This window comes from Hongsoonwoonella zoysiae, assembly GCF_013266695.1.
Classification (GTDB): domain Bacteria; phylum Pseudomonadota; class Alphaproteobacteria; order Rhizobiales; family Stappiaceae; genus Hongsoonwoonella; species Hongsoonwoonella zoysiae.
Genome location: NZ_JABRXF010000001.1, coordinates 1686601 through 1710031 on the forward strand (window position 1 = coordinate 1686601; position 23431 = coordinate 1710031).

Sequence of the window (23431 nt, forward strand, 5' to 3'; positions counted from 1 at the left end):
GCCGCTGAGGAAAACGTCGAGTGACGAACCTGAAGATGAAAGCCAATCGTTTCCTGTTCGACCATGATTTCGCCGTGCCTGCGGCGCCGGCGGAACCGGTCGAGCCGGTCGAGCCGGAAATCCCGACGATCACCGTGCCCGAGCACGAGGCGCTTCTGGCGAAGGCTGAGAAGAGGGCTTTCGAGCGAGGACGCCAGGAAGGCCGTAAGGAAGCGGCGGACACGACCGAAAGCCGCCTGAGCGCGGAAGTCACGAACCTTACCAGTCAGGTCATGGAGCTCCTTGGCGGAATCGACGGAATCAAGAGCGAGCAGGAGAAAGATGCGATCGCCCTTTCGTTTCTGGTCGCGCGCCGCCTGGCGGCACATCTGATCGCTCGTGAGCCGCTGGGGGAAGTGATCGCGCTGGTGTCGGAGTGTCTGGGCCCCTTGCGCGAGGCGCCTCACCTGGTGATCCGGGTGCGCGACAGCGATGTCGACGATCTCAGGACCTGGGTCGACCCGATCATCCATGAAAAGGGCTTCGAAGGTCGCCTCGTCATTCTGGGGGATCCCGAGATCGAGCGCGGAGATTGCCGCATCGAATGGGCGGACGGCGGTATCGTGCGTGACCGCAAGGCCGTCGAGCGGCAGATCGATCAGGCGGCGAAGCGCTACTTCGCCGCGCGAATGACAGTGGCGGGCGATCCCGCCGGATCAACCGAACGCAACACCGAGGAGTGAACCGGCCATGGCCGAAACCGACAATTTGGAAAGTGGTTTCCCGCTCGACGAGTTCGAAGGCGCGTCCATGCCGGCCGGTACCGGCGAGGACGAGCAGTCCCAGGCGAAGGGCGCAGCCGACCTTGAGGCCGTTTTCGACGTGCCGGTGCAGATCTCGGCCGTTCTGGGCCACTCGCGCATGCATGTTTCCGACCTTTTGAAGCTTTCTTCCGGCACGGTGCTGGAGCTTGATAGAAAGGTCGGCGAGGCGATCGACATCTATGTCAACGACCGGCTCGTGGCGCGTGGTGAAGTGGTTCTGGTCGAGGACAAACTCGGCGTGACCATGACGGAAATCATCAAATCCGATCGCTGATCGGGAAGCTGGAGAAAGATCATGCGACTGCTTATCGTCGGAACGCTTGGCGGTCAGCTGACGGCCGCATCGAAAATCGCGATGGACCGGGGGGCGAGCGTCACCCATGCGCAGACGGTCGATGAGGCATTGACGATCCTTCGTGCCGGGCGCGGAGCCGATCTCCTGATGATCGATGTCATGCTCGACGTCGCCCGACTCGTCGATCACCTCCAGCGCGAGCGCATTCACCTGCCCATAGTTGCCTGCGGCACCCAGACGGATGCCAATGCCGCCGTCAACGCCATCCGCGCGGGCGCGAAGGAATACATCCCCCTTCCGCCCGACCCTGAATTGATCGCGGCGGTTCTTGCCGCGGTCGCGCAGGAACGCAACTCGATCATCTACCGCGACGACGCCATGGCGGCCGTTGTCCGCCTTGCCGAGCAGATCGCCCCGTCGGACGCATCCGTCCTGATCACGGGCGAATCGGGAACCGGCAAGGAGGTCATCGCACGCCACGTCCACAGCCGTTCCTCGCGCTCCGAAAAGCCGTTCGTGTCCATCAACTGTGCCGCAATTCCTGAACAACTTCTGGAATCGGAGCTTTTCGGCCACGAAAAAGGTGCCTTCACTGGGGCGGTTGCCCGCCGTATCGGCAAATTCGAAGAAGCGAACGGCGGTACGCTGCTCCTCGACGAGATCTCGGAGATGGACGTCCGCCTGCAGGCGAAGCTTCTGCGCGCAATCCAGGAGCGCGTTATCGATCGCGTTGGCGGCACGCGCCCGGTCCCGGTCGATATTCGCATCCTGGCCACGTCCAACCGCGATCTTGGAGAAGCGGTCCGCAGCGGAACCTTCCGCGAAGATCTGCTGTTTCGCCTGAATGTGGTCAATCTCAAGCTCCCGCCCCTGCGTGAGCGTCATGCCGACATCATGGAACTCGCAAGCCACTTCGCCGCTCATTACTCCGAGGTCAATGGATTGCCCATGCGCCGCATCAGCGAAGATGCGCGGCGCGCCCTCCTGACGAACCCGTGGCCGGGGAACGTGCGCGAGCTGGAAAATACCATGCATCGCGCCGTGCTTCTGGCGAGCGGCGATGAGATCGGGGTGGGAGCGATCATCACTCCGGATGGTGCGCCGATGGCCGCAAGCGCCGGCCCGGCTGCGCAGGCCGCGCAGACGGCGGAAGCGGTCGCCCGTTCCATGGTGGGGCGCACCGTGGCCGAGGTCGAGCGCGAACTGATCCTCGACACGCTCGACCATTGCCTCGGCAATCGCACGCATGCGGCAAAAATCCTCGGCATCTCCATCCGCACGCTACGCAACAAGCTCAACCAGTATTCCGGTGAGGGCCTGGCCATTCCGGCACCTGGCGAGGCGCGTATGGCGGGATACTGACCGGCTGCCCAACGACAAGAAAAATTTCCAAAGGCGTTTTGACAGGACCACGAAATGAGCGACGTGACAGCGGGCGAAACGGCACCTGTGCCGCGACAGACGAATGCGGTTCAGCCGGCAGGCGGCGGGCTGCAGGCCATACCGGGTTTTACGGAACTCTGGCACACGGTCCGCAATGGCGACATCGCGCTCGCGCTCGGCGTCATGACGATCATCATCCTGCTGATCCTGCCGATGCCGCCGGTGATGCTGGATATTTTCCTTGCGATTTCGATCGTATTTTCCGTTCTCGTCCTGATGACGGGCCTGTTTATCCAGCAGCCGCTGGAATTTTCGTCGTTTCCCACGGTGCTCCTGATCGCGACCATGTTGCGCCTGGCGCTGAACCTTGCCTCAACGCGGCTTATCCTTGCCAACGGCCATGAGGGAACGGGTGCTGCCGGCCACGTCATCGAAGCGTTCGGCAGCTTCGTCATGGGCGGCAATTTCGTCATCGGCATCATCGTCTTCGCCATTCTGGTGATCGTCAATTTTATCGTGATCACCAAGGGTTCCGGCCGTATCGCCGAGGTTGCGGCCCGCTTTACGCTGGATGCGATGCCAGGCAAGCAGATGGCGATCGACGCCGATCTTTCCGCCGGCCTGATCGACGAGGGGGAAGCGCGTACCCGGCGCAAGAACCTGGAGGATGAAAGCTCGTTCTTCGGCGCGATGGACGGTGCTTCGAAGTTTGTTCGCGGCGATGCCATCGCCGGCCTTTTGATCACTTTCATCAACATCGTGGCAGGCATCATCATCGGTGTGGTGCAAAAGGAGCTTTCGTTCTCCGACGCCGCGCACACATACACCCTGTTGACCATCGGTGACGGCCTCGTCTCCCAGATCCCGGCGCTCATCGTCTCCACCGCCGCAGGCCTCCTGGTTTCCAAGGCCGGCGTGCGCGGTGCGGCCGACAAGGCCCTGTCGAGCCAGCTTTCGGGTTATCCGAAGGCGCTTGGCATGTCCTCCTTCGTCATGATCATCCTATCGGTGCTGCCCGGAATTCCCATGATTCCCTTTCTGGGTCTTGCAGGCCTCACCGGCTGGCTTGCCTTCCGTTCAACCAGACAGATGCAGGAAACGGCGAAGGAAGAGGCGATGACCCAGCGCATCGCCGCCGCCTCCGGCGCGCCCGAAAAGCCGGCCGAGCCGCCGATTTCCGAAACGCTGAAGATGGACGAACTGAGGGTGGAACTTGGCTACGCGCTTCTGCCGCTCATCAAGGGCGAGGGGCCGGAGGGTGATCAGCTGACCGAGCAGATCAAGGCGCTGCGCCGGCAGATCGCAAGCGAGATGGGCTTCGTCATGCCGCCGGTGCGTATCCTCGACAATATCCAGCTCGGCGCCAACGACTACGTCATCAAGGTCAAGGAAGTGGAATCGGGCAAGGGTCAGCTCTTCGCCAAGCACTACATGGTCATGGACCCGCAGGGCGGGCAGGTGAAGCTGCCGGGCACTCACACGACGGAGCCCACTTTCGGGCTGCCGGCAACCTGGGTGGAAAGCCAGTATCGCGAGGATGCGGCGCTGCGCGGCTATACGGTCGTCGATCCCGCCACGGTGCTCGCTACCCATCTGACGGAGACCATACGCTCCAATGTCGCCGACCTCCTGAGCTATGCGGACGTCCAGAGGCTCCTGAACGAGATCGAAGGCGAGCAGGCCAAGCTGATCGAAGATATCGTGCCCTCGCAGATCACCGTTTCCGGCATCCAGCGCGTGCTGCAGACGCTGCTTGCCGAGCGCATTTCGATCCGCGACTTGCCGACGATTCTGGAAGGTATCGCGGAGGCAACCGGTTACACGCGCGATCCGGTTTCGATTGCCGAGCAAGTGCGCACCCGTCTTGCCCGTCAGATCTGCGCGGCAAACATGTCTCCTGCCGGATATCTGCCCCTCGTTGCCATGTCGCCGCAGTGGGAGCAGGCGTTCCTCGAATCAATTGTCGGCGAAGGCGACAACCGCTCGCTCGCAATGGCGCCGTCCAAGCTTCAGGAGTTCGTGCAGGCTGTGCGCGAGGCTTTCGAAGAAGGGGCCAGGCAGGGCGAAGTGCCGGTACTTCTGACCTCGCCGCAAACACGCCGTTTCGTGCGCTCCATCGTAGAGCGTTTCAGGGCGCATACCACGGTGATGAGCCAGAACGAGGTTCACCCACGAATTCGTCTGAAAACGATAGCCTCCGTATAACGGATGTCGGCCGGGCATTCCCCGGCCGTCTTTTTCTTTCGCAATTTGTCGGCTATCAAGCGGCATGGCAGTAGCAGCCGGGCGCAATTCCGTCGGGTGGGTATTCAAACGGGTCAGGAATGGAAACGCAGCTTTTCAACCTCAATGGATATACGGACCTGCCCGAGGGCAAGGTCGCGAGCATCGTGACCTATCTCGATATGCGGGCGCGTCCGCTGCTGCGGGCGGAAGACCGTCCGGACCTACGCCTGAAAAAGGTCGTTTCGCCGGATCTGACGGAATATCGCGAGCTTTTCCGTCGCATCGGTGAAGATTGGCTTTGGTTCGGCCGCCTGGTGATGGATGACGCGGAGCTTTCGGCTCTTTTTGCCGAACCTGCGCGCGAGCTTTATTTCCCGATGTCGGGACGCGATACCATAGGCGTTCTCGAACTGAATTTCGCCGATCCGAAAAACGCCGAGCTTGCCTATTTCGGTCTGGTGCCGGAGGCGATCGGTGGTGGTGCCGGCAGATGGCTGATGAAAAAGGCGCTCGACATTGTATGGGCACGGCCTGAAACCGAGCGCTTCTGGCTTCACACCTGCACGGCGGACAGTCAGCAAGCGCTCGGTTTTTATCGCAGCGTCGGCTTCAAGCCGTACAAGCGCGCGATAGAGATCGCCGATGATCCACGCCTGAAAGGCTTGCTGCCCGAAGCATCGGCGCCGCATCTGCCCTTGATCGAGGAACGCTCGCGGGACTGACCGATTTCAAGCGGCCGGGCTCATGCGCTCGGGAAAGGCCGAAAGGATCGCATCGCGGCTTGCCTGCAGCACGCCGCGCTCGGTAATCAGTCCGGACACGAGGCGTGCCGGCGTAACGTCGAATGCGGGGTTCGCGGCGTGCGAACCGCCGGATACGACCTCGATGGTGCGGATTTCTCCATCCTCGCCTCGCCCGGTAATATGCGTGACCTCGCGTTCGGATCGCTCCTCGATGGGAATTTCCGAAAGTCCGTCCTCGATCGAAAAGTCGATCGTGGGTGAGGGCAGGGCGACGTAGAAGGGCACGCCGTTGTCGCTGGCCGAAAGCGCTTTCAGATAAGTGCCGATCTTGTTGCAGACGTCGCCGCGCAATGTGGTGCGGTCCGTACCGGTGATGACGAGGTCCACCTGTCCACGCTGCATCAGGTGGCCGCCCGCATTATCGACGACCACCGTATGAGGCACCCCGTGGTGGAAAAGCTCCCACGCCGTAAGAAAGCCGCCCTGGTTGCGCGGCCTCGTCTCGTCCACCCAGACATGAACGTCGATCCCCTTGGCGTGCGCCATATAGACAGGTGCTGTCGCCGTCCCCCAGTCGACGGTCGCCAGCCAGCCGGCATTGCAATGGGTCAGGATATTGACCGGTTCGCCCGGCTTTTTCTTTGCTGCGATTTCCCCGATCAGCGCCAGCCCGTGCGTCCCGATCGCGCGGTTGATCTCGACATCCTCATCGCAGATCGCAGCCGCCTCGATATATCCGGCGGATAGTCTGTCACCTTCAGGAAGCGACAGGAGAAGCTTTCGCATGCGCTCAAGCGCCCAACGCAGGTTGATCGCCGTTGGGCGTGTTGCGTGCAGAACTTCATAGGCCTCGGCGAGGCGCTGGTCGGATGCGTCATCGCGAAGCGCAAGACAGAGACCGTAGGCGGCCGTGGCGCCGATCAATGGCGCGCCTCGCACCTGCATCGACCTGATCGCCTGGGCCGCATCCTCAAGGGTCCGCAGCGTTGCGGTTTCGAACGCATAGGGAAATTTCGTCTGGTCGATGATCTCCACCGACCAGCCGTCCGGGTTGAGCCAGATGGTGCGATAGGCCTTGCCGTCGACTTTCATCTCTCGCTCTCCCTCGTGTCTTCGATCATGGATCGTAGTGTGCTTTTGACGAAAACAGGATCGTTTTCGTGACAAGAATTCGCCCCGGGATCAATACGTTGGACCATTTTTGCCGTCGAAACCGCTGCGTTTTGACGGAATATGCTTTAACCGTGATCGTGCCGATAGTGCAGCGGTTTTCTCAATCGAGGAATATTGGGTGCGACTCAACGCGATGATGATGAAAATCCCACCGGAAAACGTTAATTTCTGTTAACCATGAATCGAGCTTTGTTCGTGGATGACTCTTCGTGATGGATTCCCCCGCCTTAACAGGAGCAGGCACTATGGTAATCCTGATAATTAAGAGTCTATTTACCTGAATCGATTCGGGCGCTGGAGCCAGAGACCGACATGACCAATTCCCGCGACAACGTCGTTCCGCATGCGAAGGTGCGCAGCCTGCGAGAAGCGATCCGTAAGGTTAGAATGGCGGAAGTCGAGCGCACGGATGTCGTCGTGGAACTTCAGGAATCGGAAAAGGCGCGGCTTGAGCTTCTGGCCGAGGAACTTCAGGACGTCTTCCAGGAAGTGCCTGAGGATGATGACCAGTTCTCCTTTCAGATCGTCCCCGGCACGCCCCCGAGGCTTTGGATCGACATGACCGGCCATGTGGTCATGGGCCGGGACAAGCGCACCTACCGCTTTATCAAGGACACGCGCATCGGGCGTACGGTCATTCTGGAAACGGAAGACCTCGACGACATGGCCGACTGCATAACCGAGTATATCGCCGAGCGGGTGCTTGAACGCGAAAAGGTGGTCGAAGGAGATTGGCTTGCCAAGCGCCTGCGGGCGAAGCCGGAGGCGGTAGGCGCTTCCGCCCAGGCTGAAACGATGCCGTCGCCCGTTCCGAACGTACGCGGCGTTTGGGGGCCGTTCGTCGCCTTCGCCATCGGCTTGCTGGTCGGGATCGTGGGGCTGGTCGGGTTCGCGTGGTACGCAAATCCGATCAATTGACGCTTTCGGCGCGCGACAGATTCACCGATGGCACGCCGATCGTTATTTCGTCGAGCGTTTCGATGGTGCCGTCCCTTTCGGTAAAGCCGCGCTCGACCATTTCGCAGCGCCAGCTATCGGCTTTGCCGGAAATCCTGAAAAGATTGTAGCGCGACGGCGGGCGCCTTCCTCCCGGCACGTTGGAGGCGGAAGGCACGCAGATCACCGGGACATCGCCGTGAGGGCCCTCGATCGCCGCTTGCGTCGCCATATGAGTGTGGCCGTGCAGCACAAGCTCGCAGCCGCCGGCCTTGATGACGGCCCGCACGCGTGAAGCGTCGGTAAGCCGTTTCACCCAAGCCGTCGCTTTAACACCCGGCGGATGATGGATCAGCAGGATGCGGAAAAGGCCTTCTTCGCCAAGCCGTTTGAGCACCGCATGAAGCCTGCGGGTCTGCATTGTGCCGATGCGCCCCGTGGCGAACCAGGGCCCGCTCGCCCGCGCCGTGGAAACGCCGATCAGCGCGACGGGGCCTCTTCGCCTGACAAACGGAAAGCCCACATCGGTTTCTCCGTCGCCGGTCATATAGCTTGCCCATGCATCGGTGGCCTTGCGGATCGCGCCCGGCACATAGGCATCGTGATTGCCCGGAACCACGGTGACATCCTCGCTGGGGCCGACGCGTTCCAGCCAGTCGCGCGCCGCTGTTATCTCCCGGTCGAGCGCGATATTCACCAGATCGCCGGTCACGGCGATATGGTCGGGGGTGTGCCGGTGCACATCGTCGATCAACTGTTCCAGATAGGTGCTGCGCATGGAGCGCCCGCGGTTGCGCTGCCAGTTTACGTAGCCGATCACGCGCTTCGACAAAAGCTCGCGGATGCGCGGGTCGGGCATGGGCCCGAGGTGAGGGTCTGAGAGATGGGCAAGGGTAAACATCGCGAGCCCATCATTGTGCCGAGGCACCAACCGTCAAGTAAAAAAACAAAAGCACCGTCCCTGGGCGGGAAACGGTGCTTTTCGTCACAGTCTTCCGAATTGCCGAAATCGGCGGTTCAGTTGGCCGCGAAGGTATTGAGCGCTGCGGCGACGCGCGGGTTCGAAAGATCGATCGAGGGCTTCCAGTTGAAGCGGCGCTTGCGGCGCGAGTTGAACAGGCTGGAGAACATGGCAGCCTCCTTTGATTTTACAGTGTTCTGGGATCGGATGCAGCGTTTGCGCGCTGTTTGAGCATTCATTGCTCAATTTCTGTGCTTCTAGATAAGGATTTTTCTTTTGCCAACCAGCGCTATTTTCGCGGGGCTCCCATGCGTGAGCCGCATGGTGAGCTAATGATTGCATTATCCGGGAGGTGTAGTCTCGAAATTGGATCGGGAGAAATGGTGAATGCAGGGTGATGATGTAACGTCGCTTTCAAGCCGGCTGCTGCGCAGGGTCCTTCTGACCGCAAGCCTGATGCGCCGGGCGGTGACGCTTGGCGTTCGTCTGGCGGTCCGGGATGATCGTGGGCGGGTCCTTCTCGTGCGCCATACCTATCTGCCGGGCTGGTATATGCCGGGCGGCGGCGTGGACCTTGGAGAAACTGCGGCGGATGCCGGCAAGCGAGAGCTTTTCGAGGAAGCGGGCCTTGAAGCCACGGCCCCGCTCGATCTATTCGCGCTTTATCACAACCGGATAAGCGGCCGGCGAGATCACGTGGCGCTCTTCACCGTTTCGGCATTCAAGGAAACGCAATCCGCCTTCCGGCCCAATCTGGAGATCGCGGAAGCGGCTTTTTTCGATATTTCGGACCTGCCGGAAAACGTCACACCCTCCACCTTGCGAAGGCTGGATGAATTGTCCGGCAAATCGCCGATTTCCGATATCTGGTGAATGCCGTCCCCAGATCGCGGGTTTACGCCGCCAGCTTCTGGCGCCGGTGGGGGACCGTCAGGTCGATGTCGGGGCCGATGGGCACGACACCGCTCGGATTCACGCTTTCATGCGAACCGTAGTAATGCCTCTTGATGACATCGAAATCGACCGTCTCGGCAATGCCTGGAACCTGATAGAGGTCTCGCAGGTAGCCGTAAAGATTCGGGTAGTCGATGATCCTGCGGATGTTGCACTTGAAGTGGCCGTGATAGACGGGGTCGAAGCGCACGAGGGTGGTGAACAAGCGCCAATCCGCCTCCGTCAGCCGGTCCCCCATCAGGTAGCGATTTTGCGATAGCCGATCTTCCAGGAAATCAAGGGTGTTGAAGAGCGCCGTGGCGGCTTCTTCATAGGCTTCCTGCGACTTTGCGAAGCCGGATTTGTAGACGCCGTTATTGACGGTGTCGTAGATCAGCGTGTTGATCTCGTCGATCTCCGGGCGAAGGTTTTTGGGGTAGAAATCGAGCGAGGCATCGCCCCAGGCATTGAATGCGGAATTGAACATGCGGATGATTTCCGCGGATTCATTGGAAACGATGGTTCCGGTCTCGCGGTCCCAGAGGATGGGCACCGTCGCGCGGCCGGAATAGGCCGGATCGGCCTTGACATATACCTGCCATGCGGTTTCGGCGCCTGTCACCGGGTCCGGCTCGGCGAAGGTCCAGCCGTTTTCAAGCATGAGCGGCTCGACCGCGTTAAGAGAGACGATGTCTTCCAGTTTCTTGAGTTTGCGGAAGATGATTGTCCGGTGCGCCCAGGGGCAGGCGTAGGAAACGATGAGATGGTAACGGCCAGGCTCGGCCCTGAAGCCGCCGCGGCCTGTCGGACCCGGCTGACCATCATCGCTTACCCAGTTGCGAAAGGCGGAAGCCTTGCGCACGAAGCGGCCGCTCGACGAACTCGGCATCGCTTTGTCGGTGAACCATTCGCCGTTTGCCAGGTAACCCATAGCCGTCTCCTGTTGCGCAATCATACTAACCCTTATCAGCTAAGGGCGTGGTCGGCGCGATCAACCGGGTGAAAGCGCCGTTCAGGATTGTTGAACAATCGCCGTTCTGAAACGCACGGGCAGGCGGCGAGGCGTGATCGAAGTCACTTTACGGTCTCGGCAACCCGTGTTATCGGACTTTCCGGAGCCGGGAAATTCGGCTTGGTAAATCACAAAGATACGGATTGAGCCAAAGATGGCCTCAGCGTTCGAACAGCGACGACGAAGCCTGCGACGAGGAATTTCCTCGAGCGCATCTTTTGTCGTTGCCTGATCCGATCGCCTGATCCTTTGTGATTCCCTTTCACTGCCGGCGGTCTTGACGGGTGCGTCTCCCCGATGAAATCCGACCTACTGGACGTGAAAGACATGAAGCCGATACCCTTCCTTATCCGGCTGGAAGAGCCGGAAGACGTTTCCATTATAGACACCCTTCATGAAGAGGCTTTCGGCCCCGGCCGTTTCGCACGGACGGCATTTCGGCTTCGCGAGGGTATTGCCCATGATCCGAGGCTCAGTTTCGTCGGCATGGTCGGTGGGGATGTGGCCGGTTCGGTGCGCTTGACACCGATCGCGATCGGAGCGGCGGATGCTCTCTTGCTCGGTCCTCTCGCGGTTTCGCCACGCTACAAGAACAAGGGTATCGGTCGCGCACTGGTGAAGGCTGCACTTCTCGCGGCAAAAGACCTCGGTGAAGCCTATGCGCTCCTTGTGGGGGATGCGCCTTATTATGCTCCTCTCGGCTTCAAGCAGGTAGAATTCGGCTCGATCGCCTTTCCAGGTCCCGTCGATCCGGCACGCGTGCTCGTCGCCCCGCTCGCCGGCGGCCCGATCCCGCAAGGAAGGGCGCGTCCGCGAAGCTGATCGGCAGAGCCGGTTCTTCTCAGCGGCCCTCGCGGTACCACAGGAAGGAGACAGCGCCGAGAAGGATCGCCAGCCCCAGGAAGCCGCTGAAGAGCCGGTAGCGGTCGATCCCTTTCAGGACGCTGGCGTCGGTCGATTTGAGTCCGATCCAGCCGTTGCCGGCAAAATCGCTCGCCCTGCTGAGAGGGACGATCCGCGGGATCACGAGGTTGCCGTTTTCATCGCGAAGGCGCGTCGCTCCGCCGCCTGTTTCTTCTGCCAGACCGGAAAGCTTGCCGGTCGTTGAAAGAACGTCGGTAAACTCGCGCGGGTTCGGCGGGCCGACATTCACGAGCGCCTTGTGTGTGCCGTCGTCAGCCGAATAAAGCCCAAGGTCGGGGGCGGGGGAAGATGCGCGCCAAAGCCCGGGCTCCGCTTGCGTGGGTGTCAGAACGCGCGTCTCGCCGTTGGGGAGCGTCAGAACTATATCGCCCACGGTTTCGCCCACCGTCTGCCTTTCGACGATAACTTCCGCCCCCCGTGTGGAAAGCCTGAGCGCCTCTTCCTCCAGATCCGGTTCCTTCATCAGCCAGTGGGCAAGCCGGCGCAAAAGGGGCACATGCGGGCCTCCGCCTTCATAGCCGCGCGCCCATAGCCATACATGGTCGGATAGAAGAACTGCGACGCGGCCTTCGTCCTGCCGGTCGAGAACGAGGAGCGGCCGGTCCCCCGGACCCGTCATCAGCGTTTCGCCGTCCTTGATGGAACTTTCGACAAGACGGAACCACCGGCTCCAGGCGGCGGGCTCGGCTTCCGAGCCCGGCAGCCCGCGCGTCACAGGGTGGCGTTCGCCAATTCCCGAAATGGCCGCCTTGTAGGGTTCTTCCCAAAGCCGCCCCGTGGGCTCCGCTGGCAGAACGGTGGAAAGCGGGGTGCGATAGATGCTGCCACTGTCGGCATAATCCGGTCCGCTCGCGATCAGGATCGCACCGCCCTCCTTCACGTAGCGCGCGATATTGTCGAAATAGAGCAGGGGCAGTACCCCGCGCCGCACGTATCGGTCGAAGATGATCAGGTCGAATTCGTCGATCTTTACCGAAAATAGCTCGCGCGTGGGAAAGGCGATCAGCGAAAGCTGGTTGATCGGCGTGCCGTCCTGCTTACTCGGCGGGCGCAGGATCGTGAAATGCACAAGGTCGACGGAGGCGTCGGATTTCAGAAGGTTGCGCCATGTGCGTTCGCCCGCATGCGGGCTGCCGGAAACGAGCAGGACGCGCAAATTCTCGCGAATTCCCTCCACCGTCACCACGACACGGTTGTTGACTTCGGTAAGCTCGCCTGCCAGCGGCTCCGCCTCGAATTCGAAGATGTTGTCGCCGCCGCTCGAAATTTCCACGGGGATGTCGATCGTCTGCCCCGGGTCGACCCGCTCCTCGCTCACCACTTCGCCGTTGCGGCGCACGGTCAGGCGCGCGCGCCCTTGGGGTACGCCCACACCGCGATCGAGCAATTGAAGGGTGACGACCTGCTCGGACCCGACAAGGCCGAAACGCGGCGCCTTGCCAAGCGCGAGCCGGCGGTCGATCTCGTCGGTCCTGCCTGTGATCAGGCCGTGAACGGGGGCATCGAAGCCCAGAGATTCCGCCTTTTCGGGGACATCGTGGACCTGGCCGTCGGTGATGAAGATCGCTCCGCCGACGCGTTCGGGGGGAACATCGGCAAACGCCTCGGAAAGCGCGCCGAATAGCGCGGTGCCGTCGGTTGCCGAACTTTCGCCCCGCCCGGCGCGGATCGTCCTGATTTCGAAACCTGAAAGCTGCTCGAGACGGCTTTCCAACGCCGCACGGACCTCCTCGGAGGTTGTCTTGCGTTCGGCCAGATCCTGGCTCTGGCTGTTGTCGACAACCAGCGCGACCACGCTCGATAAAGGCTCCCGGTCTTCCCGTTCGATCGCCGGGCCGGCCAGCGCGAAGATAAGAAGCGCAAGCGCAATTGCCCTGAGCCACCATGCCCTGAGGCCGAGGAGCGCTGATATCCCAGCCACGACGAGCGCGACGGCGCTGGCCGTAATCAGGGCCGCGAGCGGAATGAGAGGATCGAAGGAGACGGACCAGAGCACGCGTTCGTTTTCCTATTGTCCCAGGCGTTCGAGAAGAGCCGGGATATGTACCTGATCGGCCTTGTAGTTTCCGGTCAGCGCATACATGACGATGTTCACTCCCGTCCGGTACGCATATTCGCGCTGCAGCGGGTCGGCGGGAACCGTCGGATAAAGATACGAGCCGGTTTCGTCGGTCGCCCAGGCGCCGGCGAAATCATTGCCGGTGATCATGATCGGCGATACGCCGTCGCCTGCGACCACGGGCCTCCCGCCGGTCTGGTCGCCCTGCTCTATCGCCTCGACCCAGAGCGGGCTGCCCGCATACCGTCCGGGGAAGAAATCCAGCAGGTAAAAAGCCTTCGTGAGGACGTGATCCGGCGGGACGGGCTCAAGCGGGGGCAGGTCGAGATCCTCCAGCATGCGGCGCAGGTGCGCGCCGTTCTCGGTCGTACCGAAGGTCTGCAAACCGGCGTTAAGCTGGTCACGCGTGTCGAAAAGGATTGTTCCGCCATTGCGCATATAGGCGTCTATGCGGGCCATTGTCTCGCTCGAAGGAGCTTGCATGGCGGTGGTGACGGGCCAGTAGAGCAACGGGAAGAACGCAAGCTCGTCCCGGGTGATGTCGATGCCTATCGGTGCTTCGGGCTCAAGCGCGGTGCGCTGGGTCAGATAGCGCGAAAGCCCGTAGAGACCGGCCTGGCTCGCGGCGTCGACTTCCACGTCGCCGGTAACGACGTAGGCAAGGCGCGTATCGAGCGAGGCGTCGAGGGCGAAGAGATCATCGGAGCTTTCCTGCGCCCTGAGGTCGGTCGATGCGGATAACGCGACAGCCCCGGCAATCAGCAAAGCGGCCGTTCTGCCGGACATCACCTGCCTGATGCGGTCGTATTCCCCGCGCAATGCCAGCATAGCGATGGCGTCGGCCAGAAGAAGCGCGAGCGCGACCAGCAGGAAAAGGGGCATCAGGTCGGTCGGTCCGGCGGTCGGATAGGCAAGGCGTTCCATGCGGGCCTCTAGCGGCGACAGATCCAGTGGTTCAAGCTTATCCCCATTGTCGAGCAGATTGAGAGCACGAAATGCATCGTCGGCGCCATAAAGACCTGGCGGATGCTTCTTGCTCGGCGCGGCATCGCCAATCTCATCGGCCGCTATGGGAAGTGCGTCGTTGCCCGGTTGCGTCAGGCGCCCGTATCCGTCAAGCAGCCTGAGGGGGGGAAGCATGGGGCTTGTGGATGCGGTTTCCGCAGCCGCGCCCTGCGCCGTATTTCCCGCGCGCGCCACGTCCGATGTCGCGATGATCCGCCGAAGCATTTCGACGAATGATCCCGACAGGGGAAGATTGGACCAGTTGGTGTCCGCCGTCACGTGAAACAGCACCACCCTGCCGTTGCCGCGTCCGGCGGCGGTGACAAGAGGCGTTCCGTCGGCAAGGACCGCCCAGGTTCTTTCGGAAAGATCCGGGCTGGGTTCGGCCAGAACCTGTCGGTTCACCGTCACGTCGGAGGGAACGTCCAGGCCCGCGAGCGGTGAACCTGCGCCGAATGCGGCCAGCGTTTGCGGCTCTTCCCAGGAAAGGCTTCCTCCAAGCGTCCTGTCCCCGGTCCTCAGCCTGGTAGGGATGAGTTCGTCCGTGCCGCCGGCCATTCTGGGCCCGGCGAAGCGCAAAAGCGTGCCGCCGTTTTCGGTCCAGTCTGCCAGCGTTTCTTCCGCCGTTGCCGGCAGGCGGCCCACATCGGCCAGCACCAGCACCGAAACGCCTGCGTCGATCAGTTCCGGTATGGCCTTTGCCAGGTCGCCTTCGCGCGGAATGCGCAGTTCCGCGAAAGGTTCGAGCGCCCTGCGAAGATAGTAGAGCGGCGAAAGCAGCGGCTGGGCGAGGTCCGACGAGGTGCCGGCGATCAGGCCGACCGTGCGCCGCCGCCAGCGGTCGTCCAGAAGCTGGGTCCCGGCAGCACTTTGTTCGCTGGCGATCTCGATCCGGGCGACATCGTTCCTGAGCTCGACCGGCAGTTCGAAGCGTGCCTCGCTCTCCGTCGTGCCCGGGTCGAAGAGCGCTTGCGTTTGGGAAAGCACGCGCCCTTTCAGGTCCAGCGCGCGAATATCCACGATTTCGCTTCCCACGGCGGCATCCCGGAGCAAGACCGTGGTGGTGAGCGCATCCGCATCGTTGCGGGCCCCGGCGAGCGCGGTCGGCAGATCCAGGCCGCCGTAGACGGTTATCGGCGCATCGCCCGACATGGTGCCAAGATCGCGCACGAAGGCTTCGCTGCTTTGGTCCGAAAGATCGTCGGTCAGCCAGATAACGGCGCCTGGCGGCTGTTGCGTTGCTGCCGCGCGCAATGTGGTGGAAAGGGACGCGCGGTCCGTGGGCCATGCACGAGGCTCAAACGCCCTCAACCTTTCTCCCGCCACGCCGGCGGCATCGGGAACGAGCGGCTGGTTCGCCCCGTCCGCGGTCGCGGCGAGGAGTACTGCGGTTCCTTGCGTTCCGGCGGTCTCGATCAGGCGCGCGGCAAGCTCGCTCTGCGCTTCCCAGCTTTTTGCCGAACTCCAGCCGTTGTCCATGATCAACCACAACGGGCCGTCCTTGGGTACCACGTCGGCGGCGGGTTTCCACACCGGCCCGGCAAGCGCGAAAATGAGAGCCGCTGCCAACAGAAGCCGCAAAAGCGTCAGCCACCAGGGGCTTTTTTCCGGCGTCTCCTCGCGTTTTTCGATCTCCAGGAGAAGTCGGGTCGGCGGAAAGGCGACCTGCCTTGGGCGCGGCGGGGTGAGGCGCAGGAGCCACCAGATCACCGGCAGCAGGATCAGGGCGGAAAGGACGAAGGGCGCTGTGAATCCGAGCGGCATTATCCAGGCCTCCCGGCGCCGAGCGTCTCCAGATTGCCGCTCAGGCTGCTGTGGAGGGCAAGGAGCGGCTCCGATGCGGGACGGTCGGTGTGGTGAAGGGTGAACGTCCAGCCGGCGCGCCGCGCCAGATCGGAAATCGCGGCGCGGTGCGCCTCAAGGCGTTCGTGATATTCGCGCTTCCAGTCTTCCGCCCGCCCCGTCGTCAGCCGCGTGCCGCTTTCCGGATCGCGGAATTCCGTGCGCCCGGTAAAGGGGAAGGTTTCTTCGATAGGGTCGAGCACCATGACGAGGTGCCCGCGCGCGCCGGTCGCCGCGACATTGCGGATCCAGTCGCTCACCTTGTCGACCGGGTCTAGAAGGTCACCGATCAGCACGACTTCCGAAAACCGGCGGATATCGACCGTTTCAGGCAGGGAGACGGGGTGGCTGATGTGCGTGAGCGCGGTTGCGATACGCTCCGCCGCATGCCGGTCGGAGGTGGGGCGGCGTATTCCGGGCAGACCGATACGCTCTCCCGTCTCTGCCAGCAGGTCCGCAAGGCCCAGAAGCAGCACGAGTGCCCGGTCGCGCTTGGAAACCGGCGAAAGCCGCGAGCGGAAGGCCATGGAGGGCGAAAGATCCGCCCATAGCCACACCGTATGGGCCGCTTCCCACTCCCGTTCGCGGACGTAAAGGTGGTCGTCGCGTGCCGAGCGGCGCCAGTCGATCCGCTTCATGGGTTCCCCGGCGATGAACGGGCGAAACTGCCAGAAGCTTTCGCCGGGCCCGGCGCGCCTGCGCCCGTGCCAGCCGACGACGACCGAATTCGCCACCTGCCTGGCTTCCACCAGAAGGTCGGGCAGCGCGTCCGCAAGCTCGCGCGAATCCGCCAGCACCTGCGGCCATTGCTGCTGGTCGATCCCTTGATTGACGAAACCGGATTGGGCGTTGGCTGCCATCCGCGAATTCCCCGAATGCGTTAGCCGATCCGCCCTTTCAGGCGGCCGATGAGGTCGCGGATCGTGTGGCCGTCCGCGCGCGCGGCGAAGGAAAGGGCCATGCGATGCTGGAGCACGGGCTCGGCAAGGGCGATCACGTCATCCACCGACGGGGCGAGGCGCCCGTCGACGAGGGCGCGGGCGCGAACCGTCAGCATCAGCGCCTGGCTCGCGCGTGGTCCGGCACCCCATGCAAGCAGTCTCGACACCTCGTCGTCCTCGATTTCCGGCCGCGCTGCCCGCACGAGTTCCAGGATCGCCTCCACCACGCTTTCGCCAACGGGCATGCGGCGCACCAGTTGCTGGTATTTCTCCAGTTCCTCCGCGCCGATCACCCGGCTTGCCCGCGTGTCCTGCGCACCGGTCGTCTCAACGAGAATGCGCCGTTCCGCCTCGCGGTCGGGATAGTGGACGTCTATCTGCATCAGGAAGCGGTCGAGCTGGGCTTCGGGAAGCGGATAGGTGCCTTCCTGCTCCAGCGGGTTCTGGGTCGCAAGCACGTGGAACGGGCGCGGCAGGTCGTGGCGCTGGCCGGCAATGGTCACATGATATTCCTGCATGGCCTGCAGCAGGGCCGACTGGGTGCGCGGGCTCGCGCGGTTGATCTCGTCGGCCATCAGAAGTTGGGAAAAGATCGGTCCCTTGATGAAACGGAAGGAGCGCGTGCCGTCCGCCGCCTGGTCCATCACCTCCGCGCCCAGGATGTCCGAGGGCATCAGGTCGGGGGTGAACTGGATTCGGCTTTCGCCAAGGCCGAGCACGGTTCCCAGCGTTTCGACGAGCTTCGTCTTGGCAAGTCCCGGCACGCCGACGAGAAGGCCATGTCCGCCGGAAAGGATCGTGACCAGCGTTCGCTCGACCACGCTTTCCTGGCCGAAGATGACGCGGCCGATTTCCTCGCGAGCGGCGATGATGCGCTCGACCGCGCTTTCGGCTTCCTGCACGATTGTCTCGGTGTCGCTCTCGCCAGTTCCGGTTACAGCGCTCATCGTTTCTACGTCCCCTGTTATCCGGGGCCGGCCGTTCGGCCTGGCGCCCGCGCCGTTCCGTTTCTTCAGTCCGGGCGACTCATACCGCCGACCCCACAGTTTGACACCATCTGCGGCGGCGCATAAGCCGCCGCTCACGAAAGATGGCGTCTTGCATCTTTGCGGCAAAACCCGATCTCATGACAGGGTATGGGCCAAAACATGGCAAGAACAATGGAGGCGGGGCGAAAATCGCGATGTCGGATGTCGAAATGAAGCGCGACGGCAAACTTCCTACGGGGCTCTCGGCCCTTGTCGGGAGGGCTGGAAAACCGGGGCGCGGCTTGCCGCCTGTCGAGAAATGGAACCCGCCTTTTTGCGGCGATCTCGATATTCGCATCGCTTCCGACGGGCGCTGGTATTACCTTGGTTCGCCGATCGGGCGCGAGCCGCTGGTGCGTCTTTTCGCCTCCGTTCTGCGCAAGGATGAAGATGGCCGCCATTATCTCGTCACGCCTGTCGAAAAGGTCGGGATCACTGTCGAGGACGCGCCCTTCGTCGCGGTGGAGATGCATGTGGAGGGTAGGGGCAGAGCCCAACGCATGACGTTGCGCACAAATGTTGGTGATATCGTTGAGGCGGGGCCGGACAATCCGCTCCGCTTCGCGGTGGAAGACGGCACGGGCGGGCTCAAGCCCTACGTGCTGGTGCGCGGGCGACTTGAGGCGTTGTTCTCTCGCCCCCTTCTCCATCAGCTTGTCGAACATTTCGAGGAAGAAACCGTAGGGGGCCGCAAGATGGTCGGCGTGTGGAGCGGCGGCCTTTTCTTTCCCGCAGCCGCTGTGGATGAACTCTCTGCCAGTGAGGAAACGGCGTGATCGTCGAGGGTATGGACAGGCATGGCGACGGGAGCGGGAGGCTCGGCAAGAAGCTGACGGCCCAGGCTTTCCGGGCGCGCGCACGCGAGCGGTTGTCCGCGCTTTCCGTTGCCGACGCGGGCGATCATATCCTCAACCCGGGCAGCAAGCGCTTTATCGACCGCAAGGCCCCCTTGAAGGACGCCGCCGTCCTGATCGCGGTGGTGGATCGAGGCGCCAACCCGACCGTGATTTTGACGCAGCGGACCGAGCATCTTCCTTCCCACGCCGGTCAGATCGCCTTTCCCGGCGGCAAGATCGACCGGGGGGACGACGGCCCGCTTGCCGCTGCCTTGAGGGAGGCTCATGAAGAAGTTGGCCTCAGGCCTTCCTCCGTCGCGCCCGTCGGCTCGCTGCCGAACTATCTCACAGGCTCCGGCTACAAGATCGTGCCGGTCGTGGCGGTCGTGCCGCCCGATCTGGCGCTCGTACCCAACCCCGGAGAGGTTGCCGACGTTTTCGAGGTGCCACTCGCTTTCTTGATGAATCCGGCCAATCATCAACGCCACAGCCGGCTGTTTCAGGATGAAAAAAGGTATTTCTATGCGATGCCTTACGGTGAGCGTTATATCTGGGGTGTGACGGCCGGAATCATTCGGCTGCTTTACGACACTGTTTACGGATAAAAGCGCCGCCAATGTTAAGAGTTGTCCTTACGCATCTTTTCCTGTTTCTCATCCCCTTCATCGCATATGCGTTCTGGTTGTGGATAAACAAGAAGGCGCAGACTTCGGAAAACTGGCGCGAAGGCCCGATGGCGTGGCTCGCGTTTGCCGGCGTTGTGATCGTTGCCACCAGCCTTGTATTGTTGGCGACGTTCGAGCGGTCCCCGGAAGGCAAGACCTACAAGCCCGCGGAAATTCGCGACGGACAATTCATCCCCAGCCACTACGAGTAGGGCGATGGTGGAGCGTATCGCAGCCGACTGGTTGGCCGCCGCCTCGCTTCAGGCGGTCTTCGACGCGCTGGAGAAGGGCGGTGAGCAAGCGCGCGCGGTCGGCGGCTCGGTACGCAATACGCTTCTCGGCGTTCCGGTGACGGATATCGATATCTCCACGACCAACCCGCCTGAAGAGGTCGTTCGCCGCATCAAGGCCGCGGGCCTCAGGGCCGTTCCAACCGGGATCGAGCACGGGACGGTAACCGTCGTGAGCGATCACGACGCCTACGAAGTGACGACGCTGCGCGAAGACGTGGAGACCCATGGACGCCACGCGACGGTGCGCTTCGGGCGCGATTGGGTAAAGGATGCCGAGCGGCGCGATTTCACGATGAACGCGCTCTATGTCGACCGGAACGGGCATCTTTTCGATCCCGTGAACGGCTTGACGGACCTGAACGCCCGCAGAATTCGCTTCATTGGCGATCCGGCGGCCCGCATTCGCGAGGACTATCTCAGAATCCTTCGCTTTTTTCGCTTTCACGCCCAATACGGGCTGGGAGAGCTCGACAAGGCCGGCCTTCATGCGGCGATCGAGGGCCGTGACGGCCTGAGGAGGCTTTCGGCAGAGCGCATCGGGCTTGAGATGAGGAAGCTCGTCTCCGCCCCGAGGGCGCCTGAAACGCTTCGTCTCATGGCGGATATCGGCATTTTGGAGATCGTGCTTGCGGGCATCGCCCGGATTGTGGATTTCGCCAATCTGCGCCGTCTCGATCCGGTCGCGGGCGAGACCCGCGCACCCGCGGTCGGCCTTGCCGCGCTTGCCGGTTTCGTCGATGAGGATATTGATCGCATCAGCGACCGCATGCGCCTTTCGAATGCCGAGCGCAAGCGCATGATGGGTGCGCTCCACGTGGCCGACCGTGCCGGTCGCCCGGACCGAAGCCTGTCGGCGAAGGAATTGGTCTATCGCCATGGCCGGACCGCCGCCGTCGATGGGCTCCTGCTTGCATGGGCGCGCCAGGGCGGCGACCCCGGCGACAGGCATTTTAGCGATGAACTCGATCTGGCCCGCAGTTTTCATGCGCCGCAATTTCCGGTCAGGGGCAGGGATTTACTTGGCCTCGGCGTTCCGCGGGGCCCCCGCGTGGGCGAGTGGATGGCGCTTCTGGAGCGCGCATGGATCGATGCGGACTTTCAGCCGACTTCGGCGGAATTGCTTCGGTTGGTGCATGCCGAAGCAAGCCCGGACGCGGGCTGATTACACCCGGTTCCATCCTTTCGGTTTCGGGGCCCTCGACTTTCCGCAAGCGCTTGCAACCTTGCCCATGTCTTTCATTTTCAAGTGAAACGTATTTCCGAAATCTAGCTTCGCCTCACATAATAAATAATCAATACAATTATTGTTTAATTATTGTATGAGAATCTGAACTGAAAAAAGTATAGCAAAAATCGTTATACAAAGATCACGTATAACTTGATTTTGAAAAAAATATATTATTATGCTGTTGAAATAGGGGTTGGATCATTGTAACCCTACGCTTGTTAGCGCCGAAGCCGAGACGTGATTACCTGAGTGTGCTTGCTCGGGGCGTATCACGTGTACCTGTCCTACCGCGGCTTCCGGCTTGCTTCTCCTTCAAAGCGCCGCGTTCCGGCGTGGCCGCTACCGGCATCGGAGCCTTGTGTGCTCCTGCACGGGTAATCAAACCGGGGATTTTATATGACTGCCAAACTCATCAAAGACGAAAGCTACGTTGAAGAATACACTGAGGATTTCGTAGGCAATTGGGACAAGCTGATCGGCTGGGACGGCCGCCGCAAGAGCGAGTCCGGCTTCTTTCATCGCCTGTTGAACGCCTATGGCGTGGAATCGGTCGCGGATATCGCCTGCGGCACCGGGTTTCATTCGGTCGTATTGGCCGAGGACGGCTTCAAGGTCACCGCCTGCGACGGTTCGGCCAACATGATCGAGCGGGCGAGGGAGAATGTCGAGCAATCGGGCGTCGAACTGGTCGATACCCGTGTTGTCGACTGGCGCGAACTGCACAAGAGCTTCGGCCCGGAGGCTTTCGACGCGCTTGTCTGCCTCGGAAATGCCTTTTCGCATCTTTTCGAGCATGAATCGCGCCGGGATGCGCTTGAATCCATGTTCAAGGCGCTGAAGCCCGGTGGAATACTCATCATCGATCACCGGAACTACGACAGCATCCTCGATGAGGGCTACAGCACCAAGCACGAGTTCTACTACACCGGAAAAGGCGTGGACGTGCGGCCTGTCATCCTTAACCGCACGATGTGCAAGTTCCAGTACAGCTTTCCCAACGGCGACCGGCATACGCTGCAGTTGTATCCGCTGCGCCAGAACTACATGAGCCATCTCCTTGAGGATGCAGGCTTCGTGGATGTGACCCGCTACGGCGATTTCGAGCGTCCTTACGATCATTACGACGTCGATTTCATCCAGCAGGTCGCCTTCAAGCCCGTTGACAAGACGAGCGGCATCAAGCCGAAGCGCAAGGAAACGGCGGCTCGGAAAAACAAGAACCTGACCCGCGTCGTGCGCGAAACGCGCGAATATTACGATGGCGCGGCCGATGAGATTTACCGCGACATCTGGGGCGAGAACGTCCACATCGGCACATTCGAGCTTGAGGGCGAAAGCCTGCAGTCGGCCATGGTGCGCTCCAACCAGCGCATCGGCGATCTGATGGAGGTGCCGCGCAAGTCCCAGGTTCTGGACGTGGGTTGCGGTTACGGCGCCATGGCGCGCTTCCTGTCGCGCCGCTTCGGCTGCCGGGTGCTTGCCACAAACATTTCCGAGCGCGAGCTGGAATGGGGCGCGGAGCTGACGCGAGAGGCCGGGCTTGACGATCTCGTCACCTTCGAATGGGCGGATTTCCACGACCTTCCCTATGACGACGGCATATTCAATATCTACCTGTCGCAGGAGGCCTTCCTCCACGCCGCCGACAAGCAGAAGGTCCTCGACGAGGCATTCCGCGTGGTCAAGCCGGGCGGCCAGATCGTCTTTACCGATCTTCTGGTGCGCAAGGACGTTTCGAAAGAGGACCGCGAGCGTATCTACGAGCGCATCAAGTCGCCCGACATGTTCGATGCGGACGACTACCGCGAGGCGCTGGCCAAAAGCGGCTTTAACGTCAAGACCGATGCCGACTGGTCGGAAAACGTAGCGCCCACATATGCTTGGGTTCGCTCCGAACTCCTGCGCCGTAGGCAAGAGTTCGACGATCGCATTGGTCCCGAACTTGTCGAGCGCACGGCGAACGCTCTGCAGTTCTGGGTCGATGCGGCGAACGCCGGCAAGATCGGCTGGGCCTGCTTCATCGCGGAAAAGCCAGCGAATTAATCCGCCATGTCGACTGCCGTGGAAAGCCACGCGATTGATCTCGCGGCAGTCGTTTTTTCAAGGGTGAAAAAGGGCGTTCCCGGGAAATTCCGATGGCCCTTT

The 23431-nt window shown here is 61.8% G+C and carries 20 protein-coding genes; 13 read left to right on the forward strand and 7 right to left on the reverse strand.

Going from position 1 to position 23431, the window contains the following annotated elements; genetic code table 11:
- The first annotated feature begins 20 nt into the window (after positions 1-20).
- From HPQ64_RS07820 to HPQ64_RS07840, 5 genes are all read left to right on the forward strand, one after another.
- Positions 21-722, forward strand: coding sequence for a FliH/SctL family protein (locus HPQ64_RS07820; RefSeq protein WP_210260128.1), 702 nt, complete (start codon positions 21-23; stop codon positions 720-722).
- Between the two features lie 7 nt (positions 723-729).
- Positions 730-1077 carry a flagellar motor switch protein FliN gene (fliN, locus tag HPQ64_RS07825; RefSeq protein ID WP_172887798.1) on the forward strand — a complete coding sequence of 116 codons (348 nt, stop codon included), beginning with the start codon at positions 730-732 and terminating at the stop codon, positions 1075-1077.
- Between the two features lie 21 nt (positions 1078-1098).
- Entirely contained in the window at positions 1099-2460 is a 1362-nt protein-coding gene (flbD, locus tag HPQ64_RS07830; protein ID WP_172887799.1) for a sigma-54-dependent transcriptional regulator FlbD, read from the forward strand.
- A gap of 54 nt (positions 2461-2514) precedes the next feature.
- Positions 2515-4686, forward strand: coding sequence for a flagellar biosynthesis protein FlhA (gene flhA, locus HPQ64_RS07835; protein ID WP_172887800.1), 2172 nt, complete (start codon positions 2515-2517; stop codon positions 4684-4686).
- 119 nt (positions 4687-4805) lie between these two features.
- Positions 4806-5429, forward strand: coding sequence for a GNAT family N-acetyltransferase (locus tag HPQ64_RS07840; protein ID WP_172887801.1), 624 nt, complete (start codon positions 4806-4808; stop codon positions 5427-5429).
- A gap of 6 nt (positions 5430-5435) precedes the next feature.
- Here HPQ64_RS07840 and mtnA read toward each other — a convergent pair whose 3' ends face one another.
- Entirely contained in the window at positions 5436-6542 is a 1107-nt protein-coding gene (mtnA, locus tag HPQ64_RS07845; protein ID WP_172887802.1) for an S-methyl-5-thioribose-1-phosphate isomerase, read from the reverse strand.
- Positions 6543-6935: 393 nt separating this feature from the next.
- Between mtnA and HPQ64_RS07850 the strand changes: the two genes are divergently transcribed.
- Positions 6936-7541 (forward strand): hypothetical protein, encoded by a 606-nt coding sequence (locus HPQ64_RS07850; protein ID WP_172887803.1) that lies wholly within the window; start codon positions 6936-6938, stop codon positions 7539-7541.
- Here the strand turns inward: HPQ64_RS07850 and HPQ64_RS07855 are convergent.
- The gene (locus HPQ64_RS07855) at positions 7534-8460 is read right to left on the reverse strand and encodes a metallophosphoesterase family protein (protein ID WP_172887804.1); all 927 of its coding nucleotides are present in this window, start codon (positions 8458-8460) and stop codon (positions 7534-7536) included. The two genes, HPQ64_RS07850 and HPQ64_RS07855, sit on opposite strands and share 8 nt — an antisense overlap.
- Positions 8461-8907: 447 nt before the next feature.
- On the opposite strand from HPQ64_RS07855, the gene HPQ64_RS07860 reads away from it, so the two are divergent.
- On the forward strand, positions 8908-9393 hold the full coding sequence (locus HPQ64_RS07860) for an NUDIX domain-containing protein (RefSeq protein WP_172887805.1): 486 nt from the start codon (positions 8908-8910) through the stop codon (positions 9391-9393).
- Positions 9394-9415: 22 nt separating this feature from the next.
- Here HPQ64_RS07860 and HPQ64_RS07865 read toward each other — a convergent pair whose 3' ends face one another.
- Complete coding sequence (locus tag HPQ64_RS07865) at positions 9416-10384, reverse strand: glutathione S-transferase family protein (RefSeq protein WP_172887806.1); 969 nt, start codon at positions 10382-10384, stop codon at positions 9416-9418.
- Between the two features lie 378 nt (positions 10385-10762).
- Here HPQ64_RS07865 and HPQ64_RS07870 point away from each other — a divergent pair, with 378 nt between their 5' ends.
- On the forward strand, positions 10763-11287 hold the full coding sequence (locus tag HPQ64_RS07870; RefSeq protein WP_343035944.1) for a GNAT family N-acetyltransferase: 525 nt from the start codon (positions 10763-10765) through the stop codon (positions 11285-11287).
- Positions 11288-11306: 19 nt separating this feature from the next.
- Here HPQ64_RS07870 and HPQ64_RS07875 read toward each other — a convergent pair whose 3' ends face one another.
- The 4 genes from HPQ64_RS07875 to HPQ64_RS07890 are packed head-to-tail and all read right to left on the reverse strand — an operon-like array spanning position 11307 to position 18183.
- Positions 11307-13385 (reverse strand): hypothetical protein, encoded by a 2079-nt coding sequence (locus tag HPQ64_RS07875; RefSeq protein ID WP_172887807.1) that lies wholly within the window; start codon positions 13383-13385, stop codon positions 11307-11309.
- 12 nt (positions 13386-13397) lie between these two features.
- The gene (locus tag HPQ64_RS07880; RefSeq protein WP_172887808.1) at positions 13398-16217 is read right to left on the reverse strand and encodes a DUF4159 domain-containing protein; all 2820 of its coding nucleotides are present in this window, start codon (positions 16215-16217) and stop codon (positions 13398-13400) included.
- On the reverse strand, positions 16217-17155 hold the full coding sequence (locus tag HPQ64_RS07885) for a DUF58 domain-containing protein (RefSeq protein WP_172887809.1): 939 nt from the start codon (positions 17153-17155) through the stop codon (positions 16217-16219). Before HPQ64_RS07885 ends, HPQ64_RS07880 begins: the two co-directional genes overlap by 1 nt.
- A gap of 20 nt (positions 17156-17175) precedes the next feature.
- Positions 17176-18183, reverse strand: a complete 1008-nt coding sequence (locus tag HPQ64_RS07890) for an AAA family ATPase (RefSeq protein WP_172887810.1) — start codon at positions 18181-18183, stop codon at positions 17176-17178.
- A 236-nt stretch (positions 18184-18419) separates the two neighbouring features.
- Here HPQ64_RS07890 and HPQ64_RS07895 point away from each other — a divergent pair, with 236 nt between their 5' ends.
- The 5 genes from HPQ64_RS07895 (at position 18420) to HPQ64_RS07915 (ending at position 23329) form a co-directional block, all read left to right on the forward strand.
- The gene (locus HPQ64_RS07895; protein WP_172887811.1) at positions 18420-19040 is read left to right on the forward strand and encodes a DUF1285 domain-containing protein; all 621 of its coding nucleotides are present in this window, start codon (positions 18420-18422) and stop codon (positions 19038-19040) included.
- Positions 19037-19705 carry a CoA pyrophosphatase gene (locus HPQ64_RS07900; protein WP_343035945.1) on the forward strand — a complete coding sequence of 223 codons (669 nt, stop codon included), beginning with the start codon at positions 19037-19039 and terminating at the stop codon, positions 19703-19705. The genes HPQ64_RS07895 and HPQ64_RS07900 overlap by 4 nt, the downstream gene beginning before the upstream one ends.
- A gap of 11 nt (positions 19706-19716) precedes the next feature.
- Positions 19717-19977 (forward strand): DUF6111 family protein, encoded by a 261-nt coding sequence (locus tag HPQ64_RS07905; RefSeq protein WP_172887812.1) that lies wholly within the window; start codon positions 19717-19719, stop codon positions 19975-19977.
- A 4-nt stretch (positions 19978-19981) separates the two neighbouring features.
- Positions 19982-21220, forward strand: coding sequence for a CCA tRNA nucleotidyltransferase (locus tag HPQ64_RS07910; RefSeq protein ID WP_172887813.1), 1239 nt, complete (start codon positions 19982-19984; stop codon positions 21218-21220).
- A gap of 462 nt (positions 21221-21682) precedes the next feature.
- Positions 21683-23329, forward strand: coding sequence for a class I SAM-dependent methyltransferase (locus HPQ64_RS07915; protein WP_172887814.1), 1647 nt, complete (start codon positions 21683-21685; stop codon positions 23327-23329).
- The last annotated feature ends 102 nt before the right edge of the window (positions 23330-23431 follow it).